The 24,332-nt window shown below is 68.0% G+C and carries 21 protein-coding genes; 8 read left to right on the top strand and 13 right to left on the bottom strand.

The features are described 5' to 3' along the window. Nucleotides 1–49 precede the first annotated feature (49 nt). The gene (locus BLQ03_RS04010) at nucleotides 50–661 is read left to right on the top strand and encodes a TetR-like C-terminal domain-containing protein (protein ID WP_090753214.1); all 612 of its coding nucleotides are present in this window, start codon (nucleotides 50–52) and stop codon (nucleotides 659–661) included. On the opposite strand, the gene purU is transcribed toward BLQ03_RS04010, so the two are convergent. From purU to BLQ03_RS03985, 5 genes are all read right to left on the bottom strand, one after another. Beyond that, nucleotides 637–1,521: a formyltetrahydrofolate deformylase gene (gene purU / locus BLQ03_RS04005; protein WP_090753211.1), complete on the bottom strand. Its 885-nt coding sequence runs from the start codon at nucleotides 1,519–1,521 to the stop codon at nucleotides 637–639. The two genes, BLQ03_RS04010 and purU, sit on opposite strands and share 25 nt — an antisense overlap. A 13-nt stretch (nucleotides 1,522–1,534) precedes the next feature. After that, a complete protein-coding gene (locus BLQ03_RS04000) occupies nucleotides 1,535–1,858 on the bottom strand; it encodes a 2Fe-2S iron-sulfur cluster-binding protein (protein ID WP_090753208.1) in 324 nt (107 codons plus the stop codon). Nucleotides 1,859–1,958: 100 nt separating this feature from the next. After that, nucleotides 1,959–2,222, bottom strand: a complete 264-nt coding sequence (locus BLQ03_RS03995; protein ID WP_090753205.1) for an acyl carrier protein — start codon at nucleotides 2,220–2,222, stop codon at nucleotides 1,959–1,961. A gap of 12 nt (nucleotides 2,223–2,234) precedes the next feature. Further along, nucleotides 2,235–3,335, bottom strand: coding sequence for a UDP-3-O-(3-hydroxymyristoyl)glucosamine N-acyltransferase (lpxD, locus tag BLQ03_RS03990; protein ID WP_090753202.1), 1,101 nt, complete (start codon nucleotides 3,333–3,335; stop codon nucleotides 2,235–2,237). 25 nt (nucleotides 3,336–3,360) lie between these two features. Next, nucleotides 3,361–4,962, bottom strand: coding sequence for a L,D-transpeptidase family protein (locus tag BLQ03_RS03985; protein ID WP_245688674.1), 1,602 nt, complete (start codon nucleotides 4,960–4,962; stop codon nucleotides 3,361–3,363). 299 nt (nucleotides 4,963–5,261) lie between these two features. Between BLQ03_RS03985 and mepK the strand changes: the two genes are divergently transcribed. Then, on the top strand, nucleotides 5,262–5,819 hold the full coding sequence (gene mepK / locus BLQ03_RS03980; protein WP_090753199.1) for a peptidoglycan L,D-endopeptidase MepK: 558 nt from the start codon (nucleotides 5,262–5,264) through the stop codon (nucleotides 5,817–5,819). 159 nt (nucleotides 5,820–5,978) lie between these two features. Continuing rightward, complete coding sequence (locus BLQ03_RS03975) at nucleotides 5,979–7,406, top strand: mannose-1-phosphate guanylyltransferase/mannose-6-phosphate isomerase (RefSeq protein ID WP_090753197.1); 1,428 nt, start codon at nucleotides 5,979–5,981, stop codon at nucleotides 7,404–7,406. Between the two features lie 11 nt (nucleotides 7,407–7,417). Here the strand turns inward: BLQ03_RS03975 and BLQ03_RS03970 are convergent, their stop codons facing one another. Beyond that, nucleotides 7,418–9,340, bottom strand: a complete 1,923-nt coding sequence (locus BLQ03_RS03970; RefSeq protein ID WP_175558766.1) for a potassium transporter Kup — start codon at nucleotides 9,338–9,340, stop codon at nucleotides 7,418–7,420. Nucleotides 9,341–9,488: 148 nt separating this feature from the next. Between BLQ03_RS03970 and aptA the strand changes: the two genes are divergently transcribed. Beyond that, nucleotides 9,489–10,814 (top strand): omega-aminotransferase AptA, encoded by a 1,326-nt coding sequence (gene aptA / locus BLQ03_RS03965; protein ID WP_090753192.1) that lies wholly within the window; start codon nucleotides 9,489–9,491, stop codon nucleotides 10,812–10,814. 361 nt (nucleotides 10,815–11,175) lie between these two features. Here the strand turns inward: aptA and BLQ03_RS18985 are convergent, their stop codons facing one another. The 3 genes from BLQ03_RS18985 to BLQ03_RS03950 are packed head-to-tail and all read right to left on the bottom strand — an operon-like array spanning nucleotide 11,176 to nucleotide 13,049. Continuing rightward, complete coding sequence (locus tag BLQ03_RS18985) at nucleotides 11,176–12,150, bottom strand: GGDEF domain-containing protein (RefSeq protein ID WP_090753190.1); 975 nt, start codon at nucleotides 12,148–12,150, stop codon at nucleotides 11,176–11,178. After that, complete coding sequence (locus BLQ03_RS03955) at nucleotides 12,147–12,713, bottom strand: heme NO-binding domain-containing protein (RefSeq protein WP_175558765.1); 567 nt, start codon at nucleotides 12,711–12,713, stop codon at nucleotides 12,147–12,149. The genes BLQ03_RS18985 and BLQ03_RS03955 overlap by 4 nt, the downstream gene beginning before the upstream one ends. A 57-nt stretch (nucleotides 12,714–12,770) precedes the next feature. Further along, nucleotides 12,771–13,049 (bottom strand): DUF3572 family protein, encoded by a 279-nt coding sequence (locus BLQ03_RS03950; protein WP_090753184.1) that lies wholly within the window; start codon nucleotides 13,047–13,049, stop codon nucleotides 12,771–12,773. A gap of 126 nt (nucleotides 13,050–13,175) precedes the next feature. Between BLQ03_RS03950 and BLQ03_RS03945 the strand changes: the two genes are divergently transcribed. The 4 genes from BLQ03_RS03945 to BLQ03_RS03930 all read left to right on the top strand — a co-directional run bounded on the left by BLQ03_RS03945 (nucleotide 13,176) and on the right by BLQ03_RS03930 (nucleotide 18,548). Further along, nucleotides 13,176–14,561, top strand: a complete 1,386-nt coding sequence (locus BLQ03_RS03945; protein WP_090753182.1) for a diguanylate cyclase — start codon at nucleotides 13,176–13,178, stop codon at nucleotides 14,559–14,561. Nucleotides 14,562–14,707: 146 nt separating this feature from the next. Next, a complete protein-coding gene (cysS, locus tag BLQ03_RS03940) occupies nucleotides 14,708–16,180 on the top strand; it encodes a cysteine--tRNA ligase (protein WP_090753179.1) in 1,473 nt (490 codons plus the stop codon). Then, a complete protein-coding gene (gene cimA / locus BLQ03_RS03935; RefSeq protein WP_090753176.1) occupies nucleotides 16,177–17,787 on the top strand; it encodes a citramalate synthase in 1,611 nt (536 codons plus the stop codon). The genes cysS and cimA overlap by 4 nt, the downstream gene beginning before the upstream one ends. Beyond that, a complete protein-coding gene (locus tag BLQ03_RS03930) occupies nucleotides 17,784–18,548 on the top strand; it encodes a squalene/phytoene synthase family protein (protein ID WP_090753173.1) in 765 nt (254 codons plus the stop codon). The genes cimA and BLQ03_RS03930 overlap by 4 nt, the downstream gene beginning before the upstream one ends. Before the next feature lie 12 nt (nucleotides 18,549–18,560). Here the strand turns inward: BLQ03_RS03930 and BLQ03_RS03925 are convergent, their stop codons facing one another. The 4 genes from BLQ03_RS03925 to BLQ03_RS03910 all read right to left on the bottom strand — a co-directional run bounded on the left by BLQ03_RS03925 (nucleotide 18,561) and on the right by BLQ03_RS03910 (nucleotide 24,331). Continuing rightward, nucleotides 18,561–19,805, bottom strand: a complete 1,245-nt coding sequence (locus BLQ03_RS03925) for an MFS transporter (RefSeq protein WP_245688673.1) — start codon at nucleotides 19,803–19,805, stop codon at nucleotides 18,561–18,563. A gap of 164 nt (nucleotides 19,806–19,969) precedes the next feature. After that, the gene (locus BLQ03_RS03920; protein WP_090753167.1) at nucleotides 19,970–21,751 is read right to left on the bottom strand and encodes an ABC transporter ATP-binding protein; all 1,782 of its coding nucleotides are present in this window, start codon (nucleotides 21,749–21,751) and stop codon (nucleotides 19,970–19,972) included. Next, nucleotides 21,748–22,707, bottom strand: coding sequence for an acetamidase/formamidase family protein (locus tag BLQ03_RS03915; RefSeq protein WP_090753165.1), 960 nt, complete (start codon nucleotides 22,705–22,707; stop codon nucleotides 21,748–21,750). The genes BLQ03_RS03920 and BLQ03_RS03915 overlap by 4 nt, the downstream gene beginning before the upstream one ends. Then, nucleotides 22,697–24,331: an ABC transporter substrate-binding protein gene (locus tag BLQ03_RS03910; RefSeq protein ID WP_090753162.1), complete on the bottom strand. Its 1,635-nt coding sequence runs from the start codon at nucleotides 24,329–24,331 to the stop codon at nucleotides 22,697–22,699. Before BLQ03_RS03910 ends, BLQ03_RS03915 begins: the two co-directional genes overlap by 11 nt. Nucleotide 24,332: the final 1 nt, after the last annotated feature.

Genomic DNA, 24,332 nt, shown 5'->3' with positions numbered 1-24,332 from the left:
GATATGAACGGGTGACGAGATGCCGGCCAGAATGGCAATGGATCTTCTTATGCGCGCGGCTGTGCGCAGGGTGATCGCGGCCGAGCCGCCGTGCTGCGAGCCCGAAAGCCTCGCGGCAGAAACGGGCGTGGACCCGGACCTCGCACGCGCGCTTCTGCCCTCGACCGAGGCGGTGCTGAAGGCGATCGCGGAAAGCGCATTGCGGCGGCAGCTCGATCACATCACCCGCAAGCTGGGCGCCGTTTCAAGCGACAGCCCGGCCGAGCAGCTGATCGCACTGGGCCGGGCCTTTGTCGGCTGGGCGGCCGAGAACAAGGACGACTTCCGCCTGCTGAACTCTCCCCTGCTGAACCGCGTGATCGCCGAGGACGAGATCCGGCGCTATCACCAGGCGTTGCAGCAGCTGACCATCTCGATGCTTGGCCGCGCCCGCGATCAGGGGCAGTTGCGCAATGACATCGATCCGCTGCTGTTATCCTTGGTGGCGCGTGCCTTCACCTATGGGCTGGCGCGGCTTTGCGTGGACGACCAGTTGAACTTCTGGCTGCCGAACCAGGACGATCTCGAAGAGAACGCCCGGCTGAACATGGCCCTGGAGACGATGGCCGACATCCTCCTGGTCGGCTGGAACCCCGATCAGCCCATCCGTTCCGAGGCATAGCCACCAGGACTTGCCGGGAACACGACCGTCCGGTTCCCGTTCAGGAAGACGCGGTGGTTGATATGCGCGTGGATGGCGCGGGACAGCACCTGCGCCTCGACATCGCGGCCAAGGCTCACGTAGTCCTCGGGGCTTTGCGCATGGGTGACGCGAATCGTGTCCTGTTCGATGATCGGGCCTTCATCGAGGTCGGGCGTGACGTAATGCGCCGTCGCCCCGATCAGCTTGACGCCCCGGTCATAAGCCTGCCGGTAGGGGTTCGCGCCCTTGAACGAGGGCAGGAAGGAATGGTGGATGTTGATGACCCGGCCTTCCATCCGCGCGCAGACGGCTTCCGACAGAACCTGCATGTAGCGGGCCAGCACCACAAGCTCGGTCTCCGTCTCGTCGATCAGCGCCATCAGCCGCGCCTCGGCCTCGGGCTTGGACTGCGGCGTGACTCGGATGTGGTGGAAGGGAATGTCGTGGTTCACCACCAGCTTCTGATAGGTGAGGTGGTTCGAGACGACGCCCGCGATGTCGATCGGCAGCGCGCCGATGCGCCAGCGATAGAGGATGTCGTTCAGGCAATGGCCGAAGCCCGACACCATCAGCAGCACGCGCATCCGGTGCGCGGCCTCGTGGATCGCCCAATCCATGTCGAAGGCACCGGCGATGGCGGGGAAGGCCTCGCGCAGTTGCACGGTGGTGGCACCGGTCTCGCTGCGAAAGCTCACGCGCATGAAGAAGCGGCCGTTCGCCTGATCGTCGAACTGCGCCGAGTCGGTGATGTTGCAGCCGTTCTCGGCCAGGAAACCCGCAACAGCGGCCACGATCCCGCGACGCGAGACGCAGGTGACGGTCAGGACGAAATCGGTCAACGCCTGCCCCGGATCAGATCTGCTTCTCGGGCATCTGGACGACCAGGCCGTCCAGTTCAGGCGTGACCTTGATCTGGCAGGTCAGGCGCGAACGTTCCGCGTCGGGCTGCCAGGCGAAGTCGAGCATGTCGGCTTCCATCGGGTCCTTGGGCGGCAGCTTTTCCACCCATTCGGGCGCGACATAGACATGGCAGGTCGAGCAGGCGCAGGCGCCGCCGCAGTCGGCCTCGATGCCCGGGATGCCGTTATCGCGGGCGCCTTCCATGACGGTCATGCCTGGACGAACATCCACCTCGTGCCGGGTGCCGTTCCATTCGATATAGGTGATCCTGGCCATCAGCGCTGTCCTTTGTCTGCCGCGATGGGGATAGGCGATGCGCCCGCGGATGAAAAGATCCGAGCTTGCCTGTCACCCGCGCATGGCGCCCGCCGAAGGCTCAGGCCTTCTCGGCCATTAGCTTTTCCACCGCGGCGATGATCGCGCCCACCGACGAGATGTCAAAGTCCGACTGCTCGGGCTCGTTGGCGTTGAAGGGGATCGAGATGCCGAAGGTTTCCTCAAGGGCGAGCACGGCTTCCACGAGGCCGAGGCTGTCGATGCCCAGATCGGCCTGTGTGGACGCAAGGGTAATCTGACCGGGGTCCAGCATCGCCTGTTCGGCGACGATGGCGATGACGCGGTCCCGGACACTGTGGCTCATGGGATCGCCCCTTCAGTCCTTCTGCACCAGCCGGGCGACGGTTTTCTGCAGTTCCGCGAATTGCGCGGCCAGGCGCGGCAGGCGGCGGATCGCCTTGTTGATCTCGACCTGGGTTTCCATCTTCACCGCTGGCGAGCCGAGGATCACGCGGCCCGCCGGCACGTTGGTGAAGATCTTGCTGGCACCGCCCGCGATCACGTCGTCACCGATGAAGATGTTGTCGCTGACCCCGCATTGTCCGGCCAGCACCACCCGGTCGCCGATGCGGACCGAGCCCGCGACGCCCACCAGCCCGCACAGCAGGCAGTCGCGCCCGATCTGCACGTTGTGGCCGATCTGGACCAGGTTGTCGATCTTGGTGCCCGAGCCGACCGACGTCGCCCGGATCGTGCCCCGGTCGATGGTGGCATTGGCGCCGACCTCGACATCGTCGCCCAGGCGCACGCCGCCAAGCGAGTGGATGCGGACCCAGTGCTGCTCGCGGACGTCGCCGCGGTGGCCGAGAGTGTGGCGGATCTCCTCGATGCCCGAGACTTCGGGCGTGACGAAGGAAAAGCCGTCGCCGCCGATCACCGCGCCGGGCTGCAGAATCAGGCGCGCGCCGGCGGTCACGCCATGGGCGATGCGGGCGCCCGCGTGGATCAGCGCGTCCTCGCCCAGCACGCTGTCCGCGCCGATGGTGACATGGGCGGCGATGCGGGCCCGCGCGCCGATGCGGACGCGGGGGCCGATCACCACGAAGGGGCCGATCGCCGCACCCTCGCCGATCTCGGCCGAGGGGTCGATCACGGCGGTCGGATGGATGCCGGGCGCAAGCTCGGGGCCGGGGTCCAGCGCGCGGGTCAGCCCCGCCATGGCCAGCCGCGGACGCGCGACGATCACGGCACCGGACAGGCCCAGCGCCTCTGGGTCCATTCCATCGGCGATCAGGGCCGCCGCGCCGGGCGCCAGCGCCGCCGCATATTGGGGCGCCATCGCCATGGCGATCACTGCGCTGCCACCTGCTGCGGCACCCGCCTGCGCGGGCTCGGCCGCGCCCGTGATCCTCAGCGCGCCATCGCCCCACAGTTGCGCGTCCAGCGCGTGGGCCAGTTCCGCCAGGGTTATCGCCATGGATGCCCTCCTTGCAGGAACGGTCCTACCGGTTCGAGGCGAGCGTTTCCACCCCGCCCGCCTTCTGCAGCGCGGCCCAGACCATGTCGTCGCGGCCGTAGACATCGGGGAAACGCCGGATCGCGCCGTCCTCGTCCGCGATGGTGGTGAAATAGACCAGGTGCACCGGCAGGGGCTCGGTCTTCAGGAACCGCTCGCGGCCGGACTTGCGCGCGCTGGCATAGGTCGCGGCGGGGTCGGCAGCGGCACCTTCCAGCAGGACATGGGCCAGGTCCACCGGCTTCTGCACCCGGATGCAGCCGTTGGAAAAGGCGCGGGTGCGTTCCCCGAAGAGCCCCTTCGAGGGCGTGTCATGCAGGTAGATGTTCATGGGGTTCGGGAAGATGAACTTCACCTCGCCCAGCGCATTGTCGTCGCTGGGCTTCTGCCGCAGCCGGTAAGGGAAGGTCTTCGCCGTGAAGCGCGAGAAGTCGATGCCGTCGCGGGCGACCACCCTGCCCCGGCTGTCCACCACGTCGAGATGCGCGGCGGCGTAGCGGTTCTGCTGCAGCTTCGGCAGGTAGTCGCGGATCGCCATGGACCGCGGCACGTTCCAGCTGGGATTGACGACGACGTTCTGCAGCACGTCCGAGAACTCGGGCGTGCGCCAGTCCTCCTTGTCCTTGCCGATCACGGCGCGGCTTTCGAAGATCGTGCGGCCACCCTCCATCACGCGCACGTTGAACTCGGGCAGGTTCACCCAGATCATGCGTGCGTTCAGGTCGTGGCCGTTCAGCCAGCGCATCCGCTCAAGCGCGATCAGCAGGTCGCGGGGGGCCGAGCCCGGGCCGCCGTTCAGGCGCTGGACGGTGCGGGGGCCCGCGATCCCATCCGGACCCAGCCCAACGCGGGCCTGGTAGGCGGCGACCTGACGGGCAAGGGGCTCGTCGAACAGGTCGGGCTCGGTGCCCTCGGCGGCAAAGCCCATCGCGGCCAGGCGGGCGCGCAGGCGGGTCACGGCCTCGTCGCGCATCCCTTCGCGCCAGACACCCTCCGGTACCGTGGGCACATCGGCGCCGACGACCGGGCCGATGCGCGCGGCAAGGGCCTGCTGCAAGGCGAGATAGCCGCCGTTCCGGGGCGGCACCTCGGCCAGCATGGCGGCGGGATCAGAGGCGGCGACGAAGCGCGCCAGAAGCTCCTCAGTCGGGACGCGGATCACGTCCCGCTTGTTTTCAGGGTCAACGCGGCGAGGGGTCAGGATGCCGCCGCCCACGTCATGGGTCCATCTGGCGAAGGCCTTGGCAAAGGCGATCTCGGCCTCAGAGTCCGTGCGGCCCTCCAGCCCCTGCAATTGCTCGACGCCATAGATCGAAGGCAGGCCGTGGGCCGGGGCCTGCGCCACCGCCTCGATCAGCGCGACGCGGCGGGACGCGGCCTCGGGGGCGGTGAAGACGGGCGCAAGCGCCGTCGAGCCGTACCAGGCAGCCAGCCCCGGCTGGCGGGCGACGCCGCGGGCCAGTTCCCATTGCTCGGGGGTGAAGTCGAGCCGCGGCGCAGGCGCGGCAGCCTGCGCCGCCCAGGGCAGCGCGGCGGACAGCAGAATCGCGCGGACGAGGCGCGACAGGATGGACTTGGACGACAGCAACTGACTCGACCCCGCAGGCTTGTGCTTCTTCCTTATGGGGTCTTGCCGCCGGCCTGAACCCCGCCGAGTGCAGCATTTCTGCCGATCCCGTGGCGACCAGGTGACACCCTGCCCCTTGCTCTTCGGACCCATCCTAGGGCCTCGGCGAGTTTTCGCCTATACTGGCGCTTAATCGCCGCCCTCTGGAACTCACAGTTCCGCAACCGGCCGGAGAGTGACATATTCTTAAGCAATCCGGGGCAAACCCGGACAAGCCAGAAGCTGGCATAGACAAACGCGTAGGACAGGCGGATCTGAACATGACCTTCGAATTCTCGCGACGCGGCATTCTCGGCGTGTTCGCAGCGACGACCGTCGCGGCGGCTCCTGTGATGGCCAATGCCTTTGGTGTCATTCGCGGGGCGGGCGACTATCGCCGCATCCGCATGTATTCGGGCCGGACCGGCGAAAGCATCGACACCGTCTACTGGGTCGATGGGAAATATGTCCGGGACGCCCTGAACGAACTCAACATCTTCATGCGCGACTGGCGCACGGGCCAGGTCATCGGCATCGACCCGCGCATGGTCGACATCGCTGCCGCCAGCCACCGGATGCTGCAGACCAACGAACCCTACATGATGCTGTCGGGCTATCGCTCGCCCAAGACCAACGCCATGCTGCGCTCGCGCAGCGGCGGCGTGGCCCGCAACTCGCTGCACATGACCGGCAAGGCCGCCGACCTGCGGCTGAAGTCGCGGTCCGTGAACCAGATGTACAAGGCGGCCAGCGCCTGCCGTGCGGGCGGCGTTGGCAAGTATTCCTCGTCGAACTTCGTGCACATGGATTGCGGTCCCCTGCGCACCTGGGGCGGCTGAGCCTTCCAGTTCCAAGCCTGCGCCAAGCCCGCCCTCGCGCGGGCTTTCGCATGTTCGGCCCGCAGGCGATCCGGCCTTGGCGTTCTGGCGCGGGACAGGCTTAGGTTGCGCGACCGACACCCGGGCGAATCGCCCGCCCTGCCAAGGAACGACCCGACCATGACCCGCGTGATTCCCGTCCTTCTGTCCGGTGGCTCGGGAACGCGGCTCTGGCCCGTGTCGCGCAAGTCCTTTCCCAAGCAGTTCGCGCCGCTGGTGGGCGAGCAATCGCTGTTCCAGGCCTCGGCCTGCCGCCTGTCGGGGCCGCGCTATGCCGAACCGCTGGTGCTGACCAACGCCGATTTCCGCTTCATCGTGACCGAGCAGCTGGCCGAGGTTGGAATCACCCCCGCCGCCATCCTGATCGAGCCTGCGGGCCGCAACACCGCGCCCGCGATCCTGGCCGCCGCCCTGCATCTTGCGGAAAGCGACCCCGAGGCGCTGCTGCTGGTCGCGCCCTCGGACCACGTCGTTCCCGATGCGGAAGCATTCGGCCGCGCGGTGGACCGAGGCCTGCCCCTTGCGCGCGAGGGGCGGATCGTCACCTTCGGGATCGAGCCAGACCGCCCCGAAACCGGCTACGGCTATCTGGAACTGGACGACGATCCGCGTGACGGCCCCGCCCCTCTACGCCGCTTCGTGGAAAAGCCCGATGCCGACACCGCTCGCGCGATGCTGGCCGAAGGCCGCTTCCTGTGGAACGCGGGCATCTTCCTGTTTACCGCCCGCACCATGATCGAGGCCTTCCGCGCCCATGCGCCCGAGTTCCTCGAGCCCGTCCAAGCCGCCCTTGCGCAGGCCAGGCAGGACCTAGGCTTCCTGCGGCTTGCCCCCGAGCCATGGAACGGCCTGCCCGACCTGTCCATCGACTATGCGGTGATGGAAAAGGCCGGGAACCTTTCGGTTGTCCGTTTCGCCGAGCACTGGTCGGACCTCGGCGGCTGGGACGCCGTCTGGCGCGAGGCGCAGGTGGACGCGCCTGCCTGGCGCGGCGTGATCGCGGACGACCGATCCACCGCCATCGACTGCGACAATGTCCTGCTGCGCTCGGATGACGAGGACATGCAAATCGTGGGCATCGGCCTCAAGGACATGATGGTCGTGGCCACGGGCGACGCCGTGCTGGTCGCCGGCATGGACCGGGCGCAGGACGTGCGGCAGGCCGTCACCGCGCTGAAGGCCAAGGGCGCGCGACAGGCTGAAAGCTTTCTTCGCGACCATCGTCCTTGGGGCTGGTTCGAGACGCTGGTCATGGGCGAGCGCTTCCAGGTCAAGCGCATCGTGGTCCACCCCGGCGCCTCGCTGTCGCTGCAAAGCCACGTCCACCGGTCGGAACACTGGATCGTCGTCAGCGGCACCGCCAAGGTGACGGTGGACGACAAGGTCTCGCTGGTGACGGAAAACCAGTCGATCTACGTCCCCCTGGGCGCCGTGCACCGGATGGAGAACCCCGGCAAGGTGCCGATGGTCCTGATCGAGGTGCAGACCGGCGTCTACCTGGGCGAGGACGACATCATCCGCTACGAGGATGCCTATGCCCGGACCTGAGCGACGGGGCCTCAGATATTGATCTGCTGGCCCAGTTCGACCACCCGGTTGGACGGCAGCCGGTAGAAGTTCGTGGGCTCGGAGGAGGAGCGGTACATCCCGGCGTAAAGCCGCGAGGCCCAGAGCGGCATCATCCGCCCCTTGCCCACCCGCAGCGAGCGGCGGTTGAGGAAATAGGACGTCGCCATCACGTCGAAGCGGTGGCCCTGGCTTCGGCCGAAGGCCAGCGCACGGGGAACGTTCGGCTGCTCCATGTAGCCGAAGCGCAGCCGCACGCGCCAGAACCGGGGCGCGACCTCCTCGGCGCGGAAGCGCTGGTCGTCGGGGACGGTAGGGGTGGTCGCCGTGTCCACCTTTACGACATAGTTGCGCTCATGCAGGACGCGATTGTGCTTGAGGTTGTGCATCAAGGCAGGGGGCGCGATGGTCGGGTCGGCGGTCAGGAAGACCGCAGTTCCCGGCACGATGGTCGGCGGGCTGGCGGCCAGCTTGGGGGCAAGGAAGTCCAGCTGCACGGACTCGTTCGACAGCTTGCGCTGGATCACCAGCGTGCCCCGGATCCAGACCACCATGAAGGTCACGACCACGACTGCGAAGAGCAGCGGGATATAGCCGCCATCGGGCACCTTCAGCAGGTTGCTGAACAGGAAGATCAGCTCGATCGACAGGATCGGAAGCATGATGGCCAGCACGAGCGGCCAGCTCCATTTCCAGGCATAGCGGAAGACGACGATGGCAAGAATCGAGGTGATCACCATGTCCCCGGTCACCGCGATGCCATAGGCGCTGGCCAGCCGCGCGGACGAGCCGAAGGCCAGCACCAGCGCGCAGACCCCGACCATCAGGATCGTGTTCACGCGCGGCAGGTAGATCTGCCCCGCCTGCCGGTCCGAGGTGTGCTGGATCTCCAGCCGCGGCACCAGGCCCAGTTGCACCGCCTGCTGCGCGACCGAGAAGGCGCCCGAGATCACCGCCTGGCTGGCGATCACGGTCGCGGCGGTCGCCAGCAGGATCAGCGGCAGCGTGAACCAGCCCGGTGCCATCAGGAAGAACGGATTCACCGCGCGTTCCGGGTGCGACAGCACCATTGCGCCCTGCCCCACATAAGCCAGGGTCAGCGCGGGCAGGACGATCCACAGCCAGGACACCCGGATCGAGCGGCGTCCGAAATGGCCCATGTCGGCGTAAAGCGCCTCGGCGCCTGTCACAGCCAGAAAGACCGAACCCATGACGGGAAGCGCGCCAAAGCCGTTTTCCGCGATGAAGCTGGCCGCGCGCAGCGGATTCAGCGCCTGCAGGATGCGCGTGTCGTCCATGACATGCGAGGCGCCCAGCACCCCCATCACGACGAACCAGACCAGCATGACAGGGCCGAACAGGCGGGCAACCGCCTCGGTGCCCGAGCGCTGCACCCAGAACAGGGCGATCACGATCACCAGCGTGATCGGCACCACCCAGTCCCCTGACCCGGGGACGACAAGCTCCATCCCCTCGATGGCCGACATCACCGACATGGCGGGCGTGATCATCGCGTCGCCGAAGAACAGCGAAACGCCGACGATGCCGGTGAGATACAGCCACCATGCGGGTTGGCTGCCCAGCGCCCCCTGCGCCTTGGCAACCAGCGACAGGGTGCCGCCCTCGCCGTTGTTGTCGGCGCGCAGGATCAGGAAGACGTATTTCACGGTGACGATCAGGAGGACCGTCCAGAACAGCATCGACACGATCCCGATCACCGCGGTCTCGGCCATGTGATGCTCGTGCGCATGCACAAGGGACTCCCGCAGCGCGTAAAGCGGCGAGGTGCCGATGTCCCCGAAGACGACGCCCAGGCAGGACAGCACCAGCCCCGCGCTGAGCGCGTCCTGCGGGGGATGGCCAAGCGGGTCGGAAAACTCGAGGTCACGCGGGTCGGTGACGGCAGGCTCGGACATGGAATCGCCCTCTTGAGCACGTGGCGCGGCTTCTGATCCTGCCGCAGAGCTTTGGCAAGCCCCCATTCTGGTTCGCTTGACTGGGCAACGCCCCATGGTAGCGTCCGGCGATCCTGCCCGCACGGGCTTTTCCAACCCGAGGTTTCCGATGCCCCTGGACCGCAAGCCCGCGCCGAACGACCTGAGCGCCTTCTGGATGCCCTTCACGGCGAACCGGCAGTTCAAGCAGGCGCCGCGGATGCTCGTCTCGGCACAGGACATGCACTATACGGCGGCGGACGGGCGGACCGTGCTGGACGGGACCGCGGGCCTGTGGTGCTGCAACGCGGGCCATTGCCGTCCCAGGATCACCCAAGCGGTCAGCGAAATGGTCGGCACGCTGGACTATGCCCCGGCCTTCCAGATGGGTCACCCCACCGCCTTCGAGCTTGCCAACCGCCTCGTGGACATCGCGCCCGAGGGGATGGAGCATGTGTTCTACACCAACTCGGGCTCCGAGGCCGTTGACACGGCTCTGAAGATCGCGCTGGCCTATCACCGGGCACGCGGCGAAGGCAGCCGGACGCGCCTGATCGGGCGCGAGCGCGGCTATCACGGCGTGGGCTTCGGCGGCATCTCGGTCGGCGGCATCGTGAACAACCGCCGTGTTTTCGGGTCGCTGCTGGCGGGGGTGGACCACCTGCCCCACACGCATCTGCCGGAAAACCGCATGACGCGCGGACAGCCGGAACATGGCGCGCATCTGGCCGACGAGCTGGAGCGCATTGTCGCCCTGCACGGCGCCGACACCATCGCCGCCGTGATCGTTGAACCCATGGCGGGCTCGACCGGCGTCCTGCTGCCGCCCAAGGGCTACCTGGAACGCCTGCGCGAGATCACGCGCAAGCACGGCATCCTGCTGATCTTCGACGAGGTCATCACGGGCTTCGGCCGCCTCGGCTCTCCCTTTGCAGCGCAGCATTTCGGCGTGGTGCCGGACATGATCACCTGCGCCAAGGGCTTGACGAACGGAGTGATCCCGATGGGCGCCGTCCTGACCTCGGCGGCGATCCACGACGCCTTCATGCAGGGTCCCGAGCATGTGATCGAGCTGTTCCACGGCTATACCTACTCTGGCAACCCCATCGCCTCGGCAGCGGGGATCGCGACGCTGGAAACCTATGCCGAGGAAGGGCTGCTGACCCGCGCGGCCCAACTCGAGGCGCATTGGGAAAAGGCGCTGCACGGTCTGGCCGACCACCCGCATGTCGTGGACATCCGCAACATGGGCCTGATCGGCGCGGTCGAGCTTGCTCCGATCGAGGGCCAGCCCGGCAAGCGCGCCTTCGACGCCTTCCTGCGCGCCTTCGAGGCGGGCATCCTGATCCGCGTGACCGGCGACATCATCGCCCTGTCCCCGCCCCTCATCATCACCGAGGCGCAGATCGACGAACTGATCGCCACGCTGGGCAAGGTGCTGAAGGCCGGGGGCTGAGCTTGGCGCCAAGGCTTCGGGTCGGTTGCACCCGGAGCCTTCGAACCTTGGACGCTGTGGCAAGTGCGGCGCGGTCCTGCGCCTCCTCTGCTGCAGCGGCCTTGGTCAGGCGAGCCCTCGTCTTTCTCTCCTCGCCACAATTGGATGCTCCTGTCATGCTCTGCAGCAGACGCGAGAATGGCGAGCGGCGATCTTGCGCAGGCTCCGTGACAACGGCCTGCCGTGCAGTTCCAGCTTCCATTCTCCTTTTCTGCGCTGCAACGGTGTGGAGGCATCCACTCTTGACATACTTGCCCGCATACGGTCCGAGACCGCCGTACGGGACCTGCACAGGCTTTGTCGCGACGGCTTTCCGTCCCGGCTAACTTCCCTCGGCCTCATCCGCCGCCGCGATGCGGATGCAGCCGCGCCCTGCGTGCTTGGCGGCGTAAAGCGCGCCGTCAGCCTCGGCCGCCATGCAATCCCAATCGATCCGGCGGCAGCGCGAGGAGATGGCGGCCCCGAGGCTGGCCGAGACGCGGCACATCTCGCCGCCGATCTCGACCGGACGCTCGACCTGCGCGATGATCCGCCGCCCCATTGCCTCCAGCACCGCAGGATCGCAGAGCCCCGGCAACAACAGCACGAACTCGTCGCCGCCGATGCGCGACAGTGTGTCGATCCCCCGCGTGATCGCCCGCAGGCCATCGGCCACATGGCGCAGCATGGCGTCGCCCGCCGCGTGGCCCTGGCTGTCATTCAGCGTCTTGAAGTGATCCAGATCCATCACGAGCAACGCGAAGTGCTGCGGATCGGCGTGCAGCGTGCCCTGCCGCAGCGCCTCGAAGGACAGGTGCAGCCCACGGCGGTTGTAAAGCCCGGTGAGTGGGTCGGTGAAGGCCTCGGCCTCGGCGCGGGAGCGTGCGTCCTCGAGCCTCCGGTTGGCGCGCGACAGTTCCTGCGTCATGGCGCTGTTGGCCTCGTGCAGGAACAGGAACTCCATAGCCAGGTCGGCCGGGGCGAAATCGCGGTCGGTCAGGCCGAAGCCGCGGATTGCCTCGACCAGCCCGATCCCGAGCCCGAGATTGAGAACGAGTCCTCCATCCGGCAGGGCAACGGCCCGCCCCCGCAGGATCTGCGCCGGCTGGGTGCGGGTGCGCAGGAACACCCGTTCAGCGTGGGCCAGCCGCAGCAGAGGACCGGTCGGCGTCTGGCCGACCACCTCGAAGGCCTCCTCGAACGTTGCCGCGTCGCCGACCAGCCGCCGCAGCGTCGGCCCGGCCGACAGGATCTGCCCCGCGGCATCCACCTGCAGATGCATGGGCATCAGCGCCAGTGTAGCCTCGGCAAGCGTCATGCGGCCCCCACGGCCGGATCGCTGATCGAGAACGGGCGCGCCTCGTTGAAATCCACGACCGGAACGTCCACCAGAATGCCGCTGTCCGCGACCTCGATCACGGCCAGGACGCCATAATCGTCGGCCATCGCGTGCAGCATCCCAGTGACCGCATGCAGCCACAGCACGTGGCAATCCGAAGCGACCCGCCAGCCCTGCCCTGTCACCGTGACCGCCAGCGCAGGCAGCTCAAGGCCCGGTGCAACCAGCTGGCCCCGCCCGCGCAGCTCCTCCAGCGTCATCATGAAGGCGGCAAAGTCGCTGCCCGCAAAGCGCAAAAGGCGCCGCACCGATGGGCGCTGCGCCACCCAGGCCCCCAGATCCTCGGCAAATTCCTCGGTCGAGCGACCCAGACGCGCAGCGAGGCTGGACAGCAGGCAAGCCGTGACCCGGTCCTCGTAATCCCCCATCAGCTCGAAGCCGCGCGGATCGACACCCGCGACGGCCGCCGCCGTAGCCCAGACCGGCTCGCCATAGGTGACGCGGGCGAACTCCTCGATCGCGCGGTTGACCAGCCCGTGCATGCGACTCTCCTGCTTTGGGCCGTCCATAGCCTGGCGGGCGTTAAGGGCAGGTAAAGATCAGCGCAGCACACCGGCGGCGAGCGCCTCGCGCGTATGGGCAACCGTAGTTACCGACCAGCCCGAGGCCGCGGCAAAGCCTGTCAGGCGAGCATCGGTGGCGCAGATGAAATCCAGCAGCGCTGTTGCGAAATCGGTGGTCGGTTCTGCTGCCAGCCGGCGCAGGTCGTCCGGCATCAGACCGGTTTCTGCCACCAGCGCCTCGACCAGGTCGGGATTGTCCGCCAGATGGGCCAGGATAGCCGCGGCCAGCGTGTCGAGAGAGTTTCGAGAGATCATGCGCCGATCCTTGCCGCGACCGGCCGCCGTCCGCAAGCACACATCGGTGAATAGCTTGGGTGGAAACGCTTTGTTAATCAGTTTGGGGCAGAGTGGCCTTGTTGACGCAATCCGCGAGGCACAGCGATGGAGGGGCAGATTCTGGTGGTCGATGGCACGGCCACGAACCGCATCACCCTGAAGGTGCGTCTCGCGGCGGCCTGCTATGACCCCCTGACTGCCCGCACGGGGGCCGAGGCCTTGGGGATTCTGGCGCGCTGCCGCCCCAGCATGGTGCTGATCGGGGGTTCACCCGGCGACATGGATGCGATCGAACTTTGCGCGCGGATCGGCAGGCAGGCGCCGGGCCTTCCGGTGGTGATGGCGGTGCCCCAGCATCGGCGGATCGCAGCACTTCAGGCGGGCGCCGAGGCGGTTCTGGACCTGCCGCTTGACGATGGCAGCCTGTTCGCGCGCATCCGTGGCCTGATGCGCGACCGTCAGCACCATGTCGCCCCCTCGCCCGGCCCCGGGCTTGCCGAGGAACAGCAGGCGTTCCTGCCCGCCAAGTCTGCCACCGCCCCGACAATCATGCTGATCGCCAGCGACCTCGGCGTCGCGCGGGGGTGGCGCCAGGCGCTCGCGCCACGCCTTTCGGCGCAGTTTCGACTTGCCGATCCCGAGCGGGCACTGGCCGAGGGGGCGATCGGGCTGGTGCCGGACCTTTATCTGATTGCGGCTGACATGGTGCGGCCTGGTGACGGCCTGCGGCTGCTGTCAGAACTGCGCTCGCGTCGGTCGTCGCGCAACGCGGCCTTCGCCGTGGCCTTTGAACCCGACCGGCAGGACATGATGTCGGTGGCGCTGGACCTTGGCGCCGGCGATGCGCTGCCCTCGGTGCTGGGATCGCCCGAGGTGGCGGACGAGGCCGCGCTGCGGCTGACCGCGCTGATCCGGCACAAGATGTCTGCCGACGGCCACCGCGCCGCCGAAGAACGCGAACGCTCCTTCGCGTGGACCGATCCGCTGACGGGCCTGCCCAACCGCCGCTTCGCCCTGCCCCGCCTTGTCGAGTTCTGCCGCGGCGGCCAAGGCAGCTGCGCGGTCGTGGCCATCGACATCGACCGCTTCAAGGAGGTCAACGACTGCCACGGCCACGCGGCAGGCGACGCCGTCCTGGCCGAGGTCGCGGCCCGGCTCGACCGCGTGGTGCCGGCGCATGGCTTCGTTGCGCGGGTCGGGGGCGAGGAATTCCTGGCCGTCCTACCGGACACCTCCGAAGCAACCGCAGCAGCCCTGACCCAGCACATGCGCGCCCTGGTTTCGGGGACGCCGATCCCGCTGCCCGGGCGCGAGGCAGGGATCGGGCTCAGGATCACGATCTCGGCCGGGGTCGCGGGCCTCAAGCCGGGATGGCAGGACGCGCGAACGCGGGCCGAGGACCTGCTGCAGCAGGCCGATCATGCACTGCTCAGGGCCAAGCGCAGCGGACGCGACCAAGTCATGATCTCGGGCGTCGGGGCCGCCGCGTGACGCGGGATCGTGGCGCTTGCCGGATGGCGGACACGCTGCTATGCGGGGCGCCATGAACCGCCGCCGCACCATCCGCTGCATTACCGTCTGACACGCGACAGGCGGGCCGTTCACGCGCGACATGGACCCCGCCTCTGGGGAACCTCATGGTCGAGATCAAGCTGACGAACACCCGCACCCGATCGAAAGAGCGGTTCGCTCCGATCGATCCGCAGAACGTGCGGATGTATCTCTGCGGACCCACGGTCTATGACCGCGCCCACCTGGGGAACGCGCGGCCAGTGGTGGTCTTCGACGTGCTTTATCGCCTGCTGCGGCACGTTTACGGCAATGACCACGTCACCTATGTCCGCAACTTCACCGACGTGGACGACAAGATCAACGCCTCGGCCCTGGCGCGCCAGCAATCCGGCGACCCGCGCCCGCTGGAAGAACTGATCCGCGAGCGGACCGAGGAAACCATCGGCTGGTATCACGCCGACATGGACGCCTTGGGTGCCCTGCGCCCCGGCCACGAACCGCGTGCGACCGACTATATCCCGCAGATGATCGCCATGATCGAGGCGCTGATCGCGAAAGGCCACGCCTATGCGGCCGAGGGGCACGTGCTGTTCGACGTGCGGTCCTTCCCGGCCTATGGGCGGCTTTCCGGCCGGTCGGTGGACGACATGATCGCCGGTGCCCGCGTCGAGGTCGCGCCCTTCAAGCGCGACCCGATGGATTTCGTTCTGTGGAAGCCCTCGTCGGACGAAGAGCCGGGCTGGGCCAGCCCGTGGGGCCGCGGCCGTCCGGGCTGGCACATCGAGTGCTCGGCCATGTCGGCCGCGCTGTTGGGCGAAAGCTTCGACATCCACGGCGGCGGCATCGACCTGCAGTTCCCCCACCACGAGAACGAGATCGCCCAAAGCTGCTGCGCGCACCCGCGCGAGGATTTTGCCCGCGTCTGGCTGCACAACGAGATGCTGCAGGTCGAGGGTAAGAAGATGTCGAAGTCGCTGGGCAACTTCTTCACCGTCCGGGATCTGCTGGACCAGGGAATCCCGGGCGAGGTCATCCGGTATGTCTTCCTGATGACGCATTATCGGAAGCCGATGGACTGGACGGCGGAGAAGGTACGGGAGGCAGAAGGACACTTGGGTCGCTGGCGTGCCGTTATTGGCTCATCTTACCTCCCCAGCACTCCAGACCCAGAAGTTTTGGAAATGCTTGCAGATGATCTCAACACGCCAGCGGCACTTGGACGCCTTCATCAGTTATCCAACGACATTACCACTGGTGACCCAAATGATCGGCCGAGGCTGACGGCGCAGTTTATTGCGTCAGCACGAGTTCTAGGTCTTCTTGAACCCGGTATGGGTAGTTGGGCAGACTCTATCACGGACTCTCCCGACATTACGGCAGCAGTTGAGCGCCTTCTCAGTCTTTGGATGGACTTGCGCCGCCAAAAGAACTTTGAGCGCGCGGACACCCTTAAGAACGAGGCTGACCGATTGGGCGTGCGCTTCCGTGTTACCCCTTCAGGCGCGGCAGTAGACTTCGTGCGCCCCTCCGACTCGTCGCGATGGGGCAAAGACCTGCTGAGAGGACTGGCCGATCTAGAGGCGCAGCAGGAATCATGAGCCGCCTCACCCTCTACGACACGACCCTGCGCGACGGGCAGCAGACGCAGGGTGTCCAGTTCTCGGCCACCGAGAAGGCTGAGATCGCGGCGATGCTGGACGCTTTGGGCGTGGACTACATCGAGGGCGGCTGGCCCGGCGCGAACCCGACTGACAGCGAGTTCTTCGCCTCTGCCCCCCGCACCCGGGCCACCATGACCGCCTTCGGCATGACCAAGCGGGCGGGCCGGTCAGCCGCGAATGACGACGTGCTGGCGGCGGTGCTGGATGCCGGGACTAGGGCCGTCTGCCTTGTCGGCAAGACCCACGACTATCACGTGACCGAGGCGCTGGGGATCGCTCCTGACGAAAACCTGACAAACATCGCCGACTCTGTCGCCCATGTCGTGGCGCAGGGACGCGAGGCGATCTTCGACGCCGAGCACTTCTTCGACGGCTACGAGGCTAACCCTTCTTACGCGCTGGACTGCCTGCGCGCCGCCCATGACGCGGGCGCCCGCTGGATCGTGCTCTGCGACACCAATGGCGGCACCCTGCCCGACCGTGTGGGCGAGATCACTCGTCTGGTGATCGACGCCGGCATTCCCGGCGAGCGCCTCGGCATCCATGCCCATGACGACACGGGCAACGCGGTTGCCTGTTCGCTGGCCGCCATCGCGGCGGGCGCGCGGCAGGTGCAGGGGACGCTGAACGGCCTGGGCGAGCGCTGCGGCAACGCGAGCCTCACCAGCCTGATCCCGACGCTGATGCTGAAGGAGCCCTTCCGGTCCACCCTGACCACCGGCATCACGCCCGAGGCGCTGGCCACCCTCACCCGCGTTTCGCGCCGCCTGGACGAGATCCTGAACCGCGCGCCGCTGCGGGCCGCGCCTTACGTCGGCGCCTCGGCCTTCGCCCACAAGGCGGGCCTGCACGCCAGCGCGATCCTGAAGGCGCCCCAGACCTACGAGCATGTCGATCCCTCCACCGTCGGGAACGCGCGCATCATCCCCATGTCGAACCAGGCGGGCCAGTCGAACCTGCGCGCACGGCTGGCGGACGCGGGGATCAAGGTTGCGCCGGACGATCCGGCGCCGGCGCGCATCCTGTCCACCGTGAAGGACCGCGAGGACCAGGGCTACGCCTACGATTCAGCCCAAGCCTCGTTCGAACTGCTGGCGCGGGCGGAGCTGAACGCCCTGCCCGCCTTCTTCGAGGTCGAGCGTTACCGCGTCACGGTCGAGCGGCGGATGAACGCGATGGGTCGCCGCATCTCGGTCAGCGAGGCAGTTGTCGTCGTCCGCCTGGGCGATCAGCGTGTGATGTCCGTCAGCGACAGCATCGGCGCGAACGGAGAGGACGCGGGTCCGGTCAACGCCCTGTGGCGGGCCCTGGGCAAGGACCTCGGGTCTTGGCAGAGTTCCATCGACGAGATGACGCTGGCCGACTTCCGCGTGCGCATCATCGGCGCGGGCACCGACGCCGTGACGCGCGTCACGATCGACTTCACGGACAGCCGGGGTGCGGCGTGGTCCACGGTGGGCGTTTCGCCCAACATCGTCGATTCCAGCTTCGAGGCGCTGGTGGACGCGATCCGCTGGAAGCTGATCCGCGACGGCGCGGCATGAGCGGCTTGTCCGACCCCGCGACCCGCCGGCTGGCCGAGCGGCTGCGTCAGGAGGACCCCGACCGGCTTGCCATGGCAATGCTGGCACGCACCGAGGCTCAGGCAAGGCTGGTGACGCTTTACGCGCTGAACGCGGAACTCGCGCGCACGGCGCTGTCGGCGCGCGATCCCCTGATCGCCGAGATGCGGGTCCAGTGGTGGATCGACCTGCTTGGCGCGATGGCCGTCGCGCCTCCGCCGCCGCACGAGCTTCTGTCGCCCCTCTGGTCCGCTTGGGGTCCGCGGGCCGCCGCCCTCGCACCCTTGGCCGAGGCGCGCCGCCACGACGCCGCGCGCGAGCCGTTCGAGACTGTCGAGGAGGTCGTCGCCTATGCCGACGCGACCGGGGGCGCCCTGATGGCCCATGCCGCGCAGGCCCTGGGTGCGCCCGACGTGCCGGCGCTGCACGCGCAGGGCCGGGGCGCCGCGCTGACCGCCTGGCTGCGCGCCCATCCCGCGTTGCAGCCACTGGGCCTGGGACTTGCCGTGGCAGAACCCGCGCAGCTTGCCGCGCTGGCCCGGATCGCGGCGCAGGCCTTGCGGGACGCGGCCGAGGAGCGCCGCACCCTGCCCCGCGCCGCCGCGCCTGCGCTGTTCCCCGGCCCCGCGCCGATGCAGGCCCTGCGAGCCATCATGGCAGGAGAACCATCGCCCAAGCCCTCGGACTTTACCCGACGGGCGGCGCTGGCCCGGCTGGCGCTGACCGGGCGCTGGTGGGTCTGACCCCTGTCGTCCTCAGCGGAGGCCCTGAGCGATCTTCAGGCTTTCGGGAAGCTGCCTCAGCCGCAGGACGGCGGCCGCGCCGACCAGCGGGCCGGGAATCAGCATCAGGAAGCTCCAGCGCCAGCCGCCCAGCAGTTCGGCGAACAGGGGCAGGACCTGGATCGTCACAATTGTGATCAGGAAGCCGATGCCCATCTGGACCGTCAGTGCGGTGCCGACGAGATGGCGGTCCGCAACCTCGGTCACCATGGCCGAGAACTGGGCGGAATCGCCCACGATCGAGGCGCCCCAGATCACGGCGACGGTCATGAACAGCCACAGCGGACCGTCGAAGGTCAGCCCCACCCCCAGGGCGCAGGCGGCCGAGGTCAGCAGCATCCCCGCTGTCGTCAGCGTCCGTCCGAAGCGGTCGGCCAGCACCCCGCCCGCGATGGCCCCAAGCGAGCCCGCCGCAATGGCGATGAACACGATCATCGAAGCCATGCGGGCGGGCGACTGCACCCCCAGCCCCGACAGCATCTGCTGCGCATAGACCAGAAGCCAGGCCCACATGGCGTAAAGCTCCCACATGTGGCCGAAGTAGCCCATGTTAGCCAGCAGGACCGGGCGGCTGCGGAAGACGCGGCCGGCCTGGCGCAGGTCGAAGGTGGCGCGGCTGTAGGGATGGGGTCCCTCGCGCAGAAACAACAGGAAGACAAGCGCCCCGGCCAGCGAGACCCCGGCGGCCGAGATCACCACCACGCGCCAATCCGCCGTCGATATCAGCCCCCGCAGCAGGTGCGGCATGGCCGAGCCGAGCGTCAGCGCCCCGATCACGAGGCCGAAGGCGAGGCCTCGCCCCTTCACGAACCATGTCGTCGTCAGCTTCATCGCGGGCGGATAGACCAGCGCCAGCGCCGCCCCCGTGAGGAAGCGCAGCACGGCGGCGGCTTCGGCGCTGTCCACCGCCGCCAGCAGGCCGGTGAACAGCGCCGCCGAGGCCGCGCCGGCCGACATCAGCCGGATCGGGGCCACGATGTCGGCAAGGTTGACCAGGCTCATGCCCAGCGCCCCCGCCACGAAGCCTGCCTGGACGGCAATCGTCATCAGCGCCGCGAGTGCGGGCGACATGCTCCATGTGTCGCGCAACTCGGGCAGGATCGCGGTTGCCGAGAACCAGGGCGTCATCGAAAGGACGACCCCGAGGCAGATCAGCGCCAGCATCGCGAAGCGGTCGGAGGATGCGGCGCCCCCAGCGGTTGATAGGTCGGACGACACCGCGCCTTCCTCCTGTTTCGTCGTCTTGCCCAGAGGTCGGGCAGCTTTGGTGCTTCGCCCCTCCGCATCATTCCATCGGGCCGCGCCAGTATCGACTGCGAGGCTCTGCGAAGGAAAGGACTTCGGCAAGCCCTGCCTCGGCATCAGACGGAAGGCGCTGTCCTTCAGGCAGCGACCAGATGTCCGCCGCCGACATCCCTCAGGGCCACACGCGTCGGTCCCTGCCCGACCGGATGGACGGGCGAGGGCACCTCGGACGCCATCCTCGGCATCGGCGGGCGCTGGAAGCCGGGGTCGGGCACAGGCACGGCCGCCATCAGCCGCCGGGTATAGGCGTGCTGCGGGTTGCCGAAGACCTGGGCGCGGGTTCCCATCTCGACGATCTGGCCCAGGTACATGACGGCCACCCGGTCCGAGATGTTTTCCACCACAGCCATGTCGTGACTGATGAACAGGTAGGCGATCCCGAACTCGCGCTTGAGCGTCGCCAGCAGGTCCAGCACCCGCGCCTGCACCGAGACGTCCAGCGCCGACACGCTTTCATCCGCGATGATCAGCTTGGGGTTCAGCGCCAGCGCACGGGCGATGCAGATGCGCTGGCGCTGGCCGCCCGAAAACTCGTGCGGGTGGCGCGACAGATGCTCGGGCGTCAGGCCCACGCGCTGCATCAGGTCCTCGGCGCGGGCGCGGCGTTCGGGCGTGCTGCCGATGCCGTGGATGACCAGCGGCTCGACGATCAGCTCGCCCACCGTCATGCGCGGGTCCAGCGCCGCCATCGGGTCCTGAAAGACCATCTGCACCTCGCGGTGCAGCCGCAGCCGGTCCTGCCGCCGCATGTCGCGGATGGGCTGGCCGTTCAGGCGGATCGTCCCCTCGTGCGGGACAAGGCCGACCAGCGCGCGGGCCAGCGTGGACTTGCCGCAGCCGGATTCGCCGACCAGCGACAGGGTCTCGCCCGCGTGAATGTCGAAGCTGACATGTTCCACCGCGTGGACCCGCTCGGTCACGCGCTGCAGCAGCCCGCTGCGGATGTCGAAGCGGACGCTCACGTCCTCGAAGCGCACCAAGGGCCCGCCAGGTGTCGCCACAGGGCCGCTGCCGTCGCCCATGCGGGGCACGGCGGCCAGAAGCTCGCGCGTGTAGGGCTCGCGCGGGGCCTGGAAGATCTCATCGACGCTGCCCTGTTCAACGACCCGGCCGGACTGCATGACCAGCACGCGGTTGGCCATCTCGGCGACGACGCCCATGTCGTGGGTGATGAGGATCACGGCGGTGCCCGTGTCGCGCTGAAGGTCGCGCAGCAGGTCCAGAACCTCGCGCTGCACGGTCACGTCAAGCGCGGTGGTGGGTTCGTCCGCGATCAGCACGTCGGGACGCATCGCCAAGGCCATGGCGATCACGACGCGCTGGCGCATCCCGCCCGACAGCTCGTGTGGATACTGGCGCAAGCGGCGTTCGGGCTGGCTGATGCGGACCAGCTTCAGGGCCTCCAGCGCGCGGGCGCGAGCCTCGGCTCCGCCCATGCCGGTGTGGGCGCGCAGGGCCTCGGCTAGTTGCGTGCCGATCTGCATGACCGGGTTCAGGGCGGTCATGGGTTCCTGGAAGATCATGGCGATCCGGTTGCCCCGGATGCGGCGCATCGCGCCTTCGCCTTGGGCGGCAAGGTCCTTGCCACCGAAGAGGATCTGCCCGCCTGTAACGCGGACGGCGGGCTTGGGCAGCAGGCCCATGATCGCCATCGATGTAACGGACTTGCCGGAACCGGACTCGCCCGCGATGCACAGCGTCTCGCCCCGGCGCAGATCGAAGCTCATGCCATGGACCAGCGGCCGCAGGCCCGCGGGAGTCATCACCGACACGTCGAGGTCGCGCACGGAAAGGACCGGCGCGTCCCCGGACGAAACCGGGGCGACAGGCGCCCCGGCGGTTTGCGTGGCGAGGGTCATTCAAGGACCACGCGCGGGAAGTAGAAGCTGACGACCCAGTTCGGCGCATCCACGATCTCGGATATCCGCAGGTCGCCGCAGGTGGACACGAGCATGTAGGCGTCCTCGGGCGCCATGCCGTGCTGCGCGCAGAGCAGGTCGATCATCCCCGCCACCGCGTCGCGCGCCCCGCTCATCAGGTCGGGACCGATGCCGGTCGTCACCTCGTAGCCCCTGGCGTCGAGGTGCCGCGTCACGGGACCCGCCGTGGTGAAGCGCGGGAACCTGAGGTTCGCATCCTTCACCAACTCCAGCTTCACCACGGCGTCCATCGGGCTTTCGATGGCCGTGCCGCAGACCTCGCCGTCACCCTGCGCCGCATGGGTGTCGCCGATGCTGAACAGCGCGCCTTCGACCTCGACCGGCAGGTAGAGGACCGAACCCGCCGCAAGGTCGCGGATGTCCAGGTTGCCGCCGACCCGGCGCGGGGGGACGATGGAATGCTCGCCCGGTTCCGCCATCGCGCAGCCGATGGTGCCCGCAAAGGGCTTCAGCGGCACCCGCCCCCACTTGCCGAACATGGCGCTGTCGGGATTGGCGGGATCGAAGCTCCACAGCGTCAGGGCGGGCTGGGTGAACTGGTCGGCCAGCAGCCCGAAGCCCGGGATGTTGGCCGTCCAGCCCCAGCCGCGGCCGTCCTGCGCCTGGGGGTGGAAGCTGTCGATCGTCACCTTCAGCGCGTCTCCGGGCATCGCGCCCTCGACATGGATCGGGCCGCTGACGGGGTTGATCCGCCCGAAGTCCAGCGCCGCCACGTCCTCGACGGTCGAGCGGGGCGAAAGCTGCCCGGCCGAGCTGTCGAGGCATTCGAAGCGGATGGTCGCCCCCGATTCCACCCGCTGGGCGGGCGGGCGCGAGCGGTCCCAGCCGAAGTGATGCTGGGCGCCGTGGATGGTGTAGTCGCAGTTATTGCACATCGGTCACATACACATAGTCGTAGTTGATCGGGATCGAGACGGGATCGGTGTAAAGCGCGTCGGCCCCACCCATCCGCGGCGACTTCATGGTGAAGCGCTGCTCGTTGAAGACGGGGGCCCAGGGGGCGTCCTCCATCACGCCCTCGAAGACGGCGGACCATGCCTGCAGACGCGCCTCGGCCTCCTCGGGCTTGGCCATCGCGTCGGCGGCCTGGGCGGCGGCGTCCAGTTCCTCGTTGCAGTACTTGGACCAGTTCCAGCCGCCTTCGCCCGCGCCATCGCAGCCGAGGATCGGGCCGTAGAAGTTCGACGGGTCGGGGAAGTCCGCGATCCAGCCCATGCCGCCCGACCAGACCATCGGCGCATTGCCCGCGCCACCTGCCTCGATCACGTTGGCCTGCGCCAGCGCCCGGATCTCGGCGTTGATGCCGATGGCCTTCAGGTCCTGCTGGATCGCCTGGGCAATGCGCGGGTTCGGGTCGGTGTTCATGGCGTAAAGCTCGGTCGTGAACCCGTCCGGGTAGCCCGCCTCGGCCAGCAGCTTCTTCGCGCCCTCGACGTCATGGGGATAGCCCGCGTAGCCCTGCGAATAGCCGGGCATCGAGGGCGGCAACGGCTGGTTCGCCGGGACCGCGCGGTTGTTGATCATCTGGACCACGCGGTCCTTGTTGATCGCCATGTTGACGGCGCGGCGCACCTCGACCTTGTCGAAGGGGGGCTGCGTCACGTTCATGGTGATGTAGCCGGTGTGCAGCTGCCCGCCCTCGACCACGCGCGCGGCCTGGTCGGGATCGGAAATCACCTCCTGGAACTTGGCGGGCGGGATGCCGTCGCCGGGGACGTCCACCTCGCCGTTCTGAAGCCGCAGCAGGGCCACGACCGGCTCCTGCCCGATCTCGAAGGTGATCTGGTCGAGGTAGGGCAGGCCCGCGCGCCAGTAGTCCGGGTTCTTCTGGAAGACGACCCGCTGGCCGGGCAGCCATTCGCCCAGCTTGTAGGCGCCGGTGCCGACCGGCTGGTGGCCGAAGTCGCCGCCCGCGGCCTCGACCGCTTCCTTCGGCACGACCGAGGCGAAGTTCAGCGCCAGCACATGCAGGAAGGTTGCGTCGGGGCGTGACAGCTCGAAGCGGACGGTCTGGGGATCGACGACGGTCAGGCCTTCCAGCGTGGTGGCCGAGCCGTCGGCCATCTTGTCCGCGCCCTTGATCGAGCCGAAGAAACCCGCGCCCGGCGACTGGGTGGCGGGGGTCAGCACCCGCTCGAGGGAATATTTCACGTCCTCGGCCGTCATCTCGCGGCCGTTGTGGAACTTGACCCCGGGGCGCAGCTTGAAGGTGTAGGTCAGCAGGTCGTCGCTGATCTCGTAGCTTTCGGCAAGACCGGGGCGCAGTTCTGTTGTGCCGGGGGCATAGTCCATCAGCCCGTCGAAGACCGACTTGATCATGGACCAGTTCTGCCAGTCATAGCCGATAGCCGGGTCCAGCGTGGCCACGTCGTCCTTGTAGGTGATGACGATGCTGCCGCCCGGCTTTGCGTTCGGGTCCAGCTGTTCTTCCTGCGCAAGGCCCGGCCCGGCCAGCGCCGCGGCCATGGCCGTGCCGAGAAGAAGATGACGAAGTTTCATG

This window comes from Paracoccus chinensis (assembly GCF_900102885.1).
Lineage (GTDB): Bacteria > Pseudomonadota > Alphaproteobacteria > Rhodobacterales > Rhodobacteraceae > Paracoccus > Paracoccus chinensis.
Note: the sequence above shows the minus strand (reverse complement) of the source record. Positions and strands in the feature narration are given on the sequence as shown.

Coding starts and splice junctions, on each gene's coding strand:
- BLQ03_RS04010 (WP_090753214.1), top strand. CDS start 50: ATGCGCGCGGCTGTGCGCAGGGTGATCGCGGCCGAGCCGCCGTGCTGC.
- BLQ03_RS04000 (WP_090753208.1), bottom strand. CDS start 1,858: ATGGCCAGGATCACCTATATCGAATGGAACGGCACCCGGCACGAGGTG.
- BLQ03_RS03995 (WP_090753205.1), bottom strand. CDS start 2,222: ATGAGCCACAGTGTCCGGGACCGCGTCATCGCCATCGTCGCCGAACAG.
- lpxD (WP_090753202.1), bottom strand. CDS start 3,335: ATGGCGATAACCCTGGCGGAACTGGCCCACGCGCTGGACGCGCAACTG.
- mepK (WP_090753199.1), top strand. CDS start 5,262: ATGACCTTCGAATTCTCGCGACGCGGCATTCTCGGCGTGTTCGCAGCG.
- BLQ03_RS03975 (WP_090753197.1), top strand. CDS start 5,979: ATGACCCGCGTGATTCCCGTCCTTCTGTCCGGTGGCTCGGGAACGCGG.
- BLQ03_RS03970 (WP_175558766.1), bottom strand. CDS start 9,340: ATGTCCGAGCCTGCCGTCACCGACCCGCGTGACCTCGAGTTTTCCGAC.
- aptA (WP_090753192.1), top strand. CDS start 9,489: ATGCCCCTGGACCGCAAGCCCGCGCCGAACGACCTGAGCGCCTTCTGG.
- BLQ03_RS18985 (WP_090753190.1), bottom strand. CDS start 12,150: ATGACGCTTGCCGAGGCTACACTGGCGCTGATGCCCATGCATCTGCAG.
- BLQ03_RS03955 (WP_175558765.1), bottom strand. CDS start 12,713: ATGCACGGGCTGGTCAACCGCGCGATCGAGGAGTTCGCCCGCGTCACC.
- BLQ03_RS03950 (WP_090753184.1), bottom strand. CDS start 13,049: ATGATCTCTCGAAACTCTCTCGACACGCTGGCCGCGGCTATCCTGGCC.
- BLQ03_RS03945 (WP_090753182.1), top strand. CDS start 13,176: ATGGAGGGGCAGATTCTGGTGGTCGATGGCACGGCCACGAACCGCATC.
- cysS (WP_090753179.1), top strand. CDS start 14,708: ATGGTCGAGATCAAGCTGACGAACACCCGCACCCGATCGAAAGAGCGG.
- cimA (WP_090753176.1), top strand. CDS start 16,177: ATGAGCCGCCTCACCCTCTACGACACGACCCTGCGCGACGGGCAGCAG.
- BLQ03_RS03930 (WP_090753173.1), top strand. CDS start 17,784: ATGAGCGGCTTGTCCGACCCCGCGACCCGCCGGCTGGCCGAGCGGCTG.
- BLQ03_RS03920 (WP_090753167.1), bottom strand. CDS start 21,751: ATGACCCTCGCCACGCAAACCGCCGGGGCGCCTGTCGCCCCGGTTTCG.
- BLQ03_RS03915 (WP_090753165.1), bottom strand. CDS start 22,707: ATGTGCAATAACTGCGACTACACCATCCACGGCGCCCAGCATCACTTC.
- BLQ03_RS03910 (WP_090753162.1), bottom strand. CDS start 24,331: ATGAAACTTCGTCATCTTCTTCTCGGCACGGCCATGGCCGCGGCGCTG.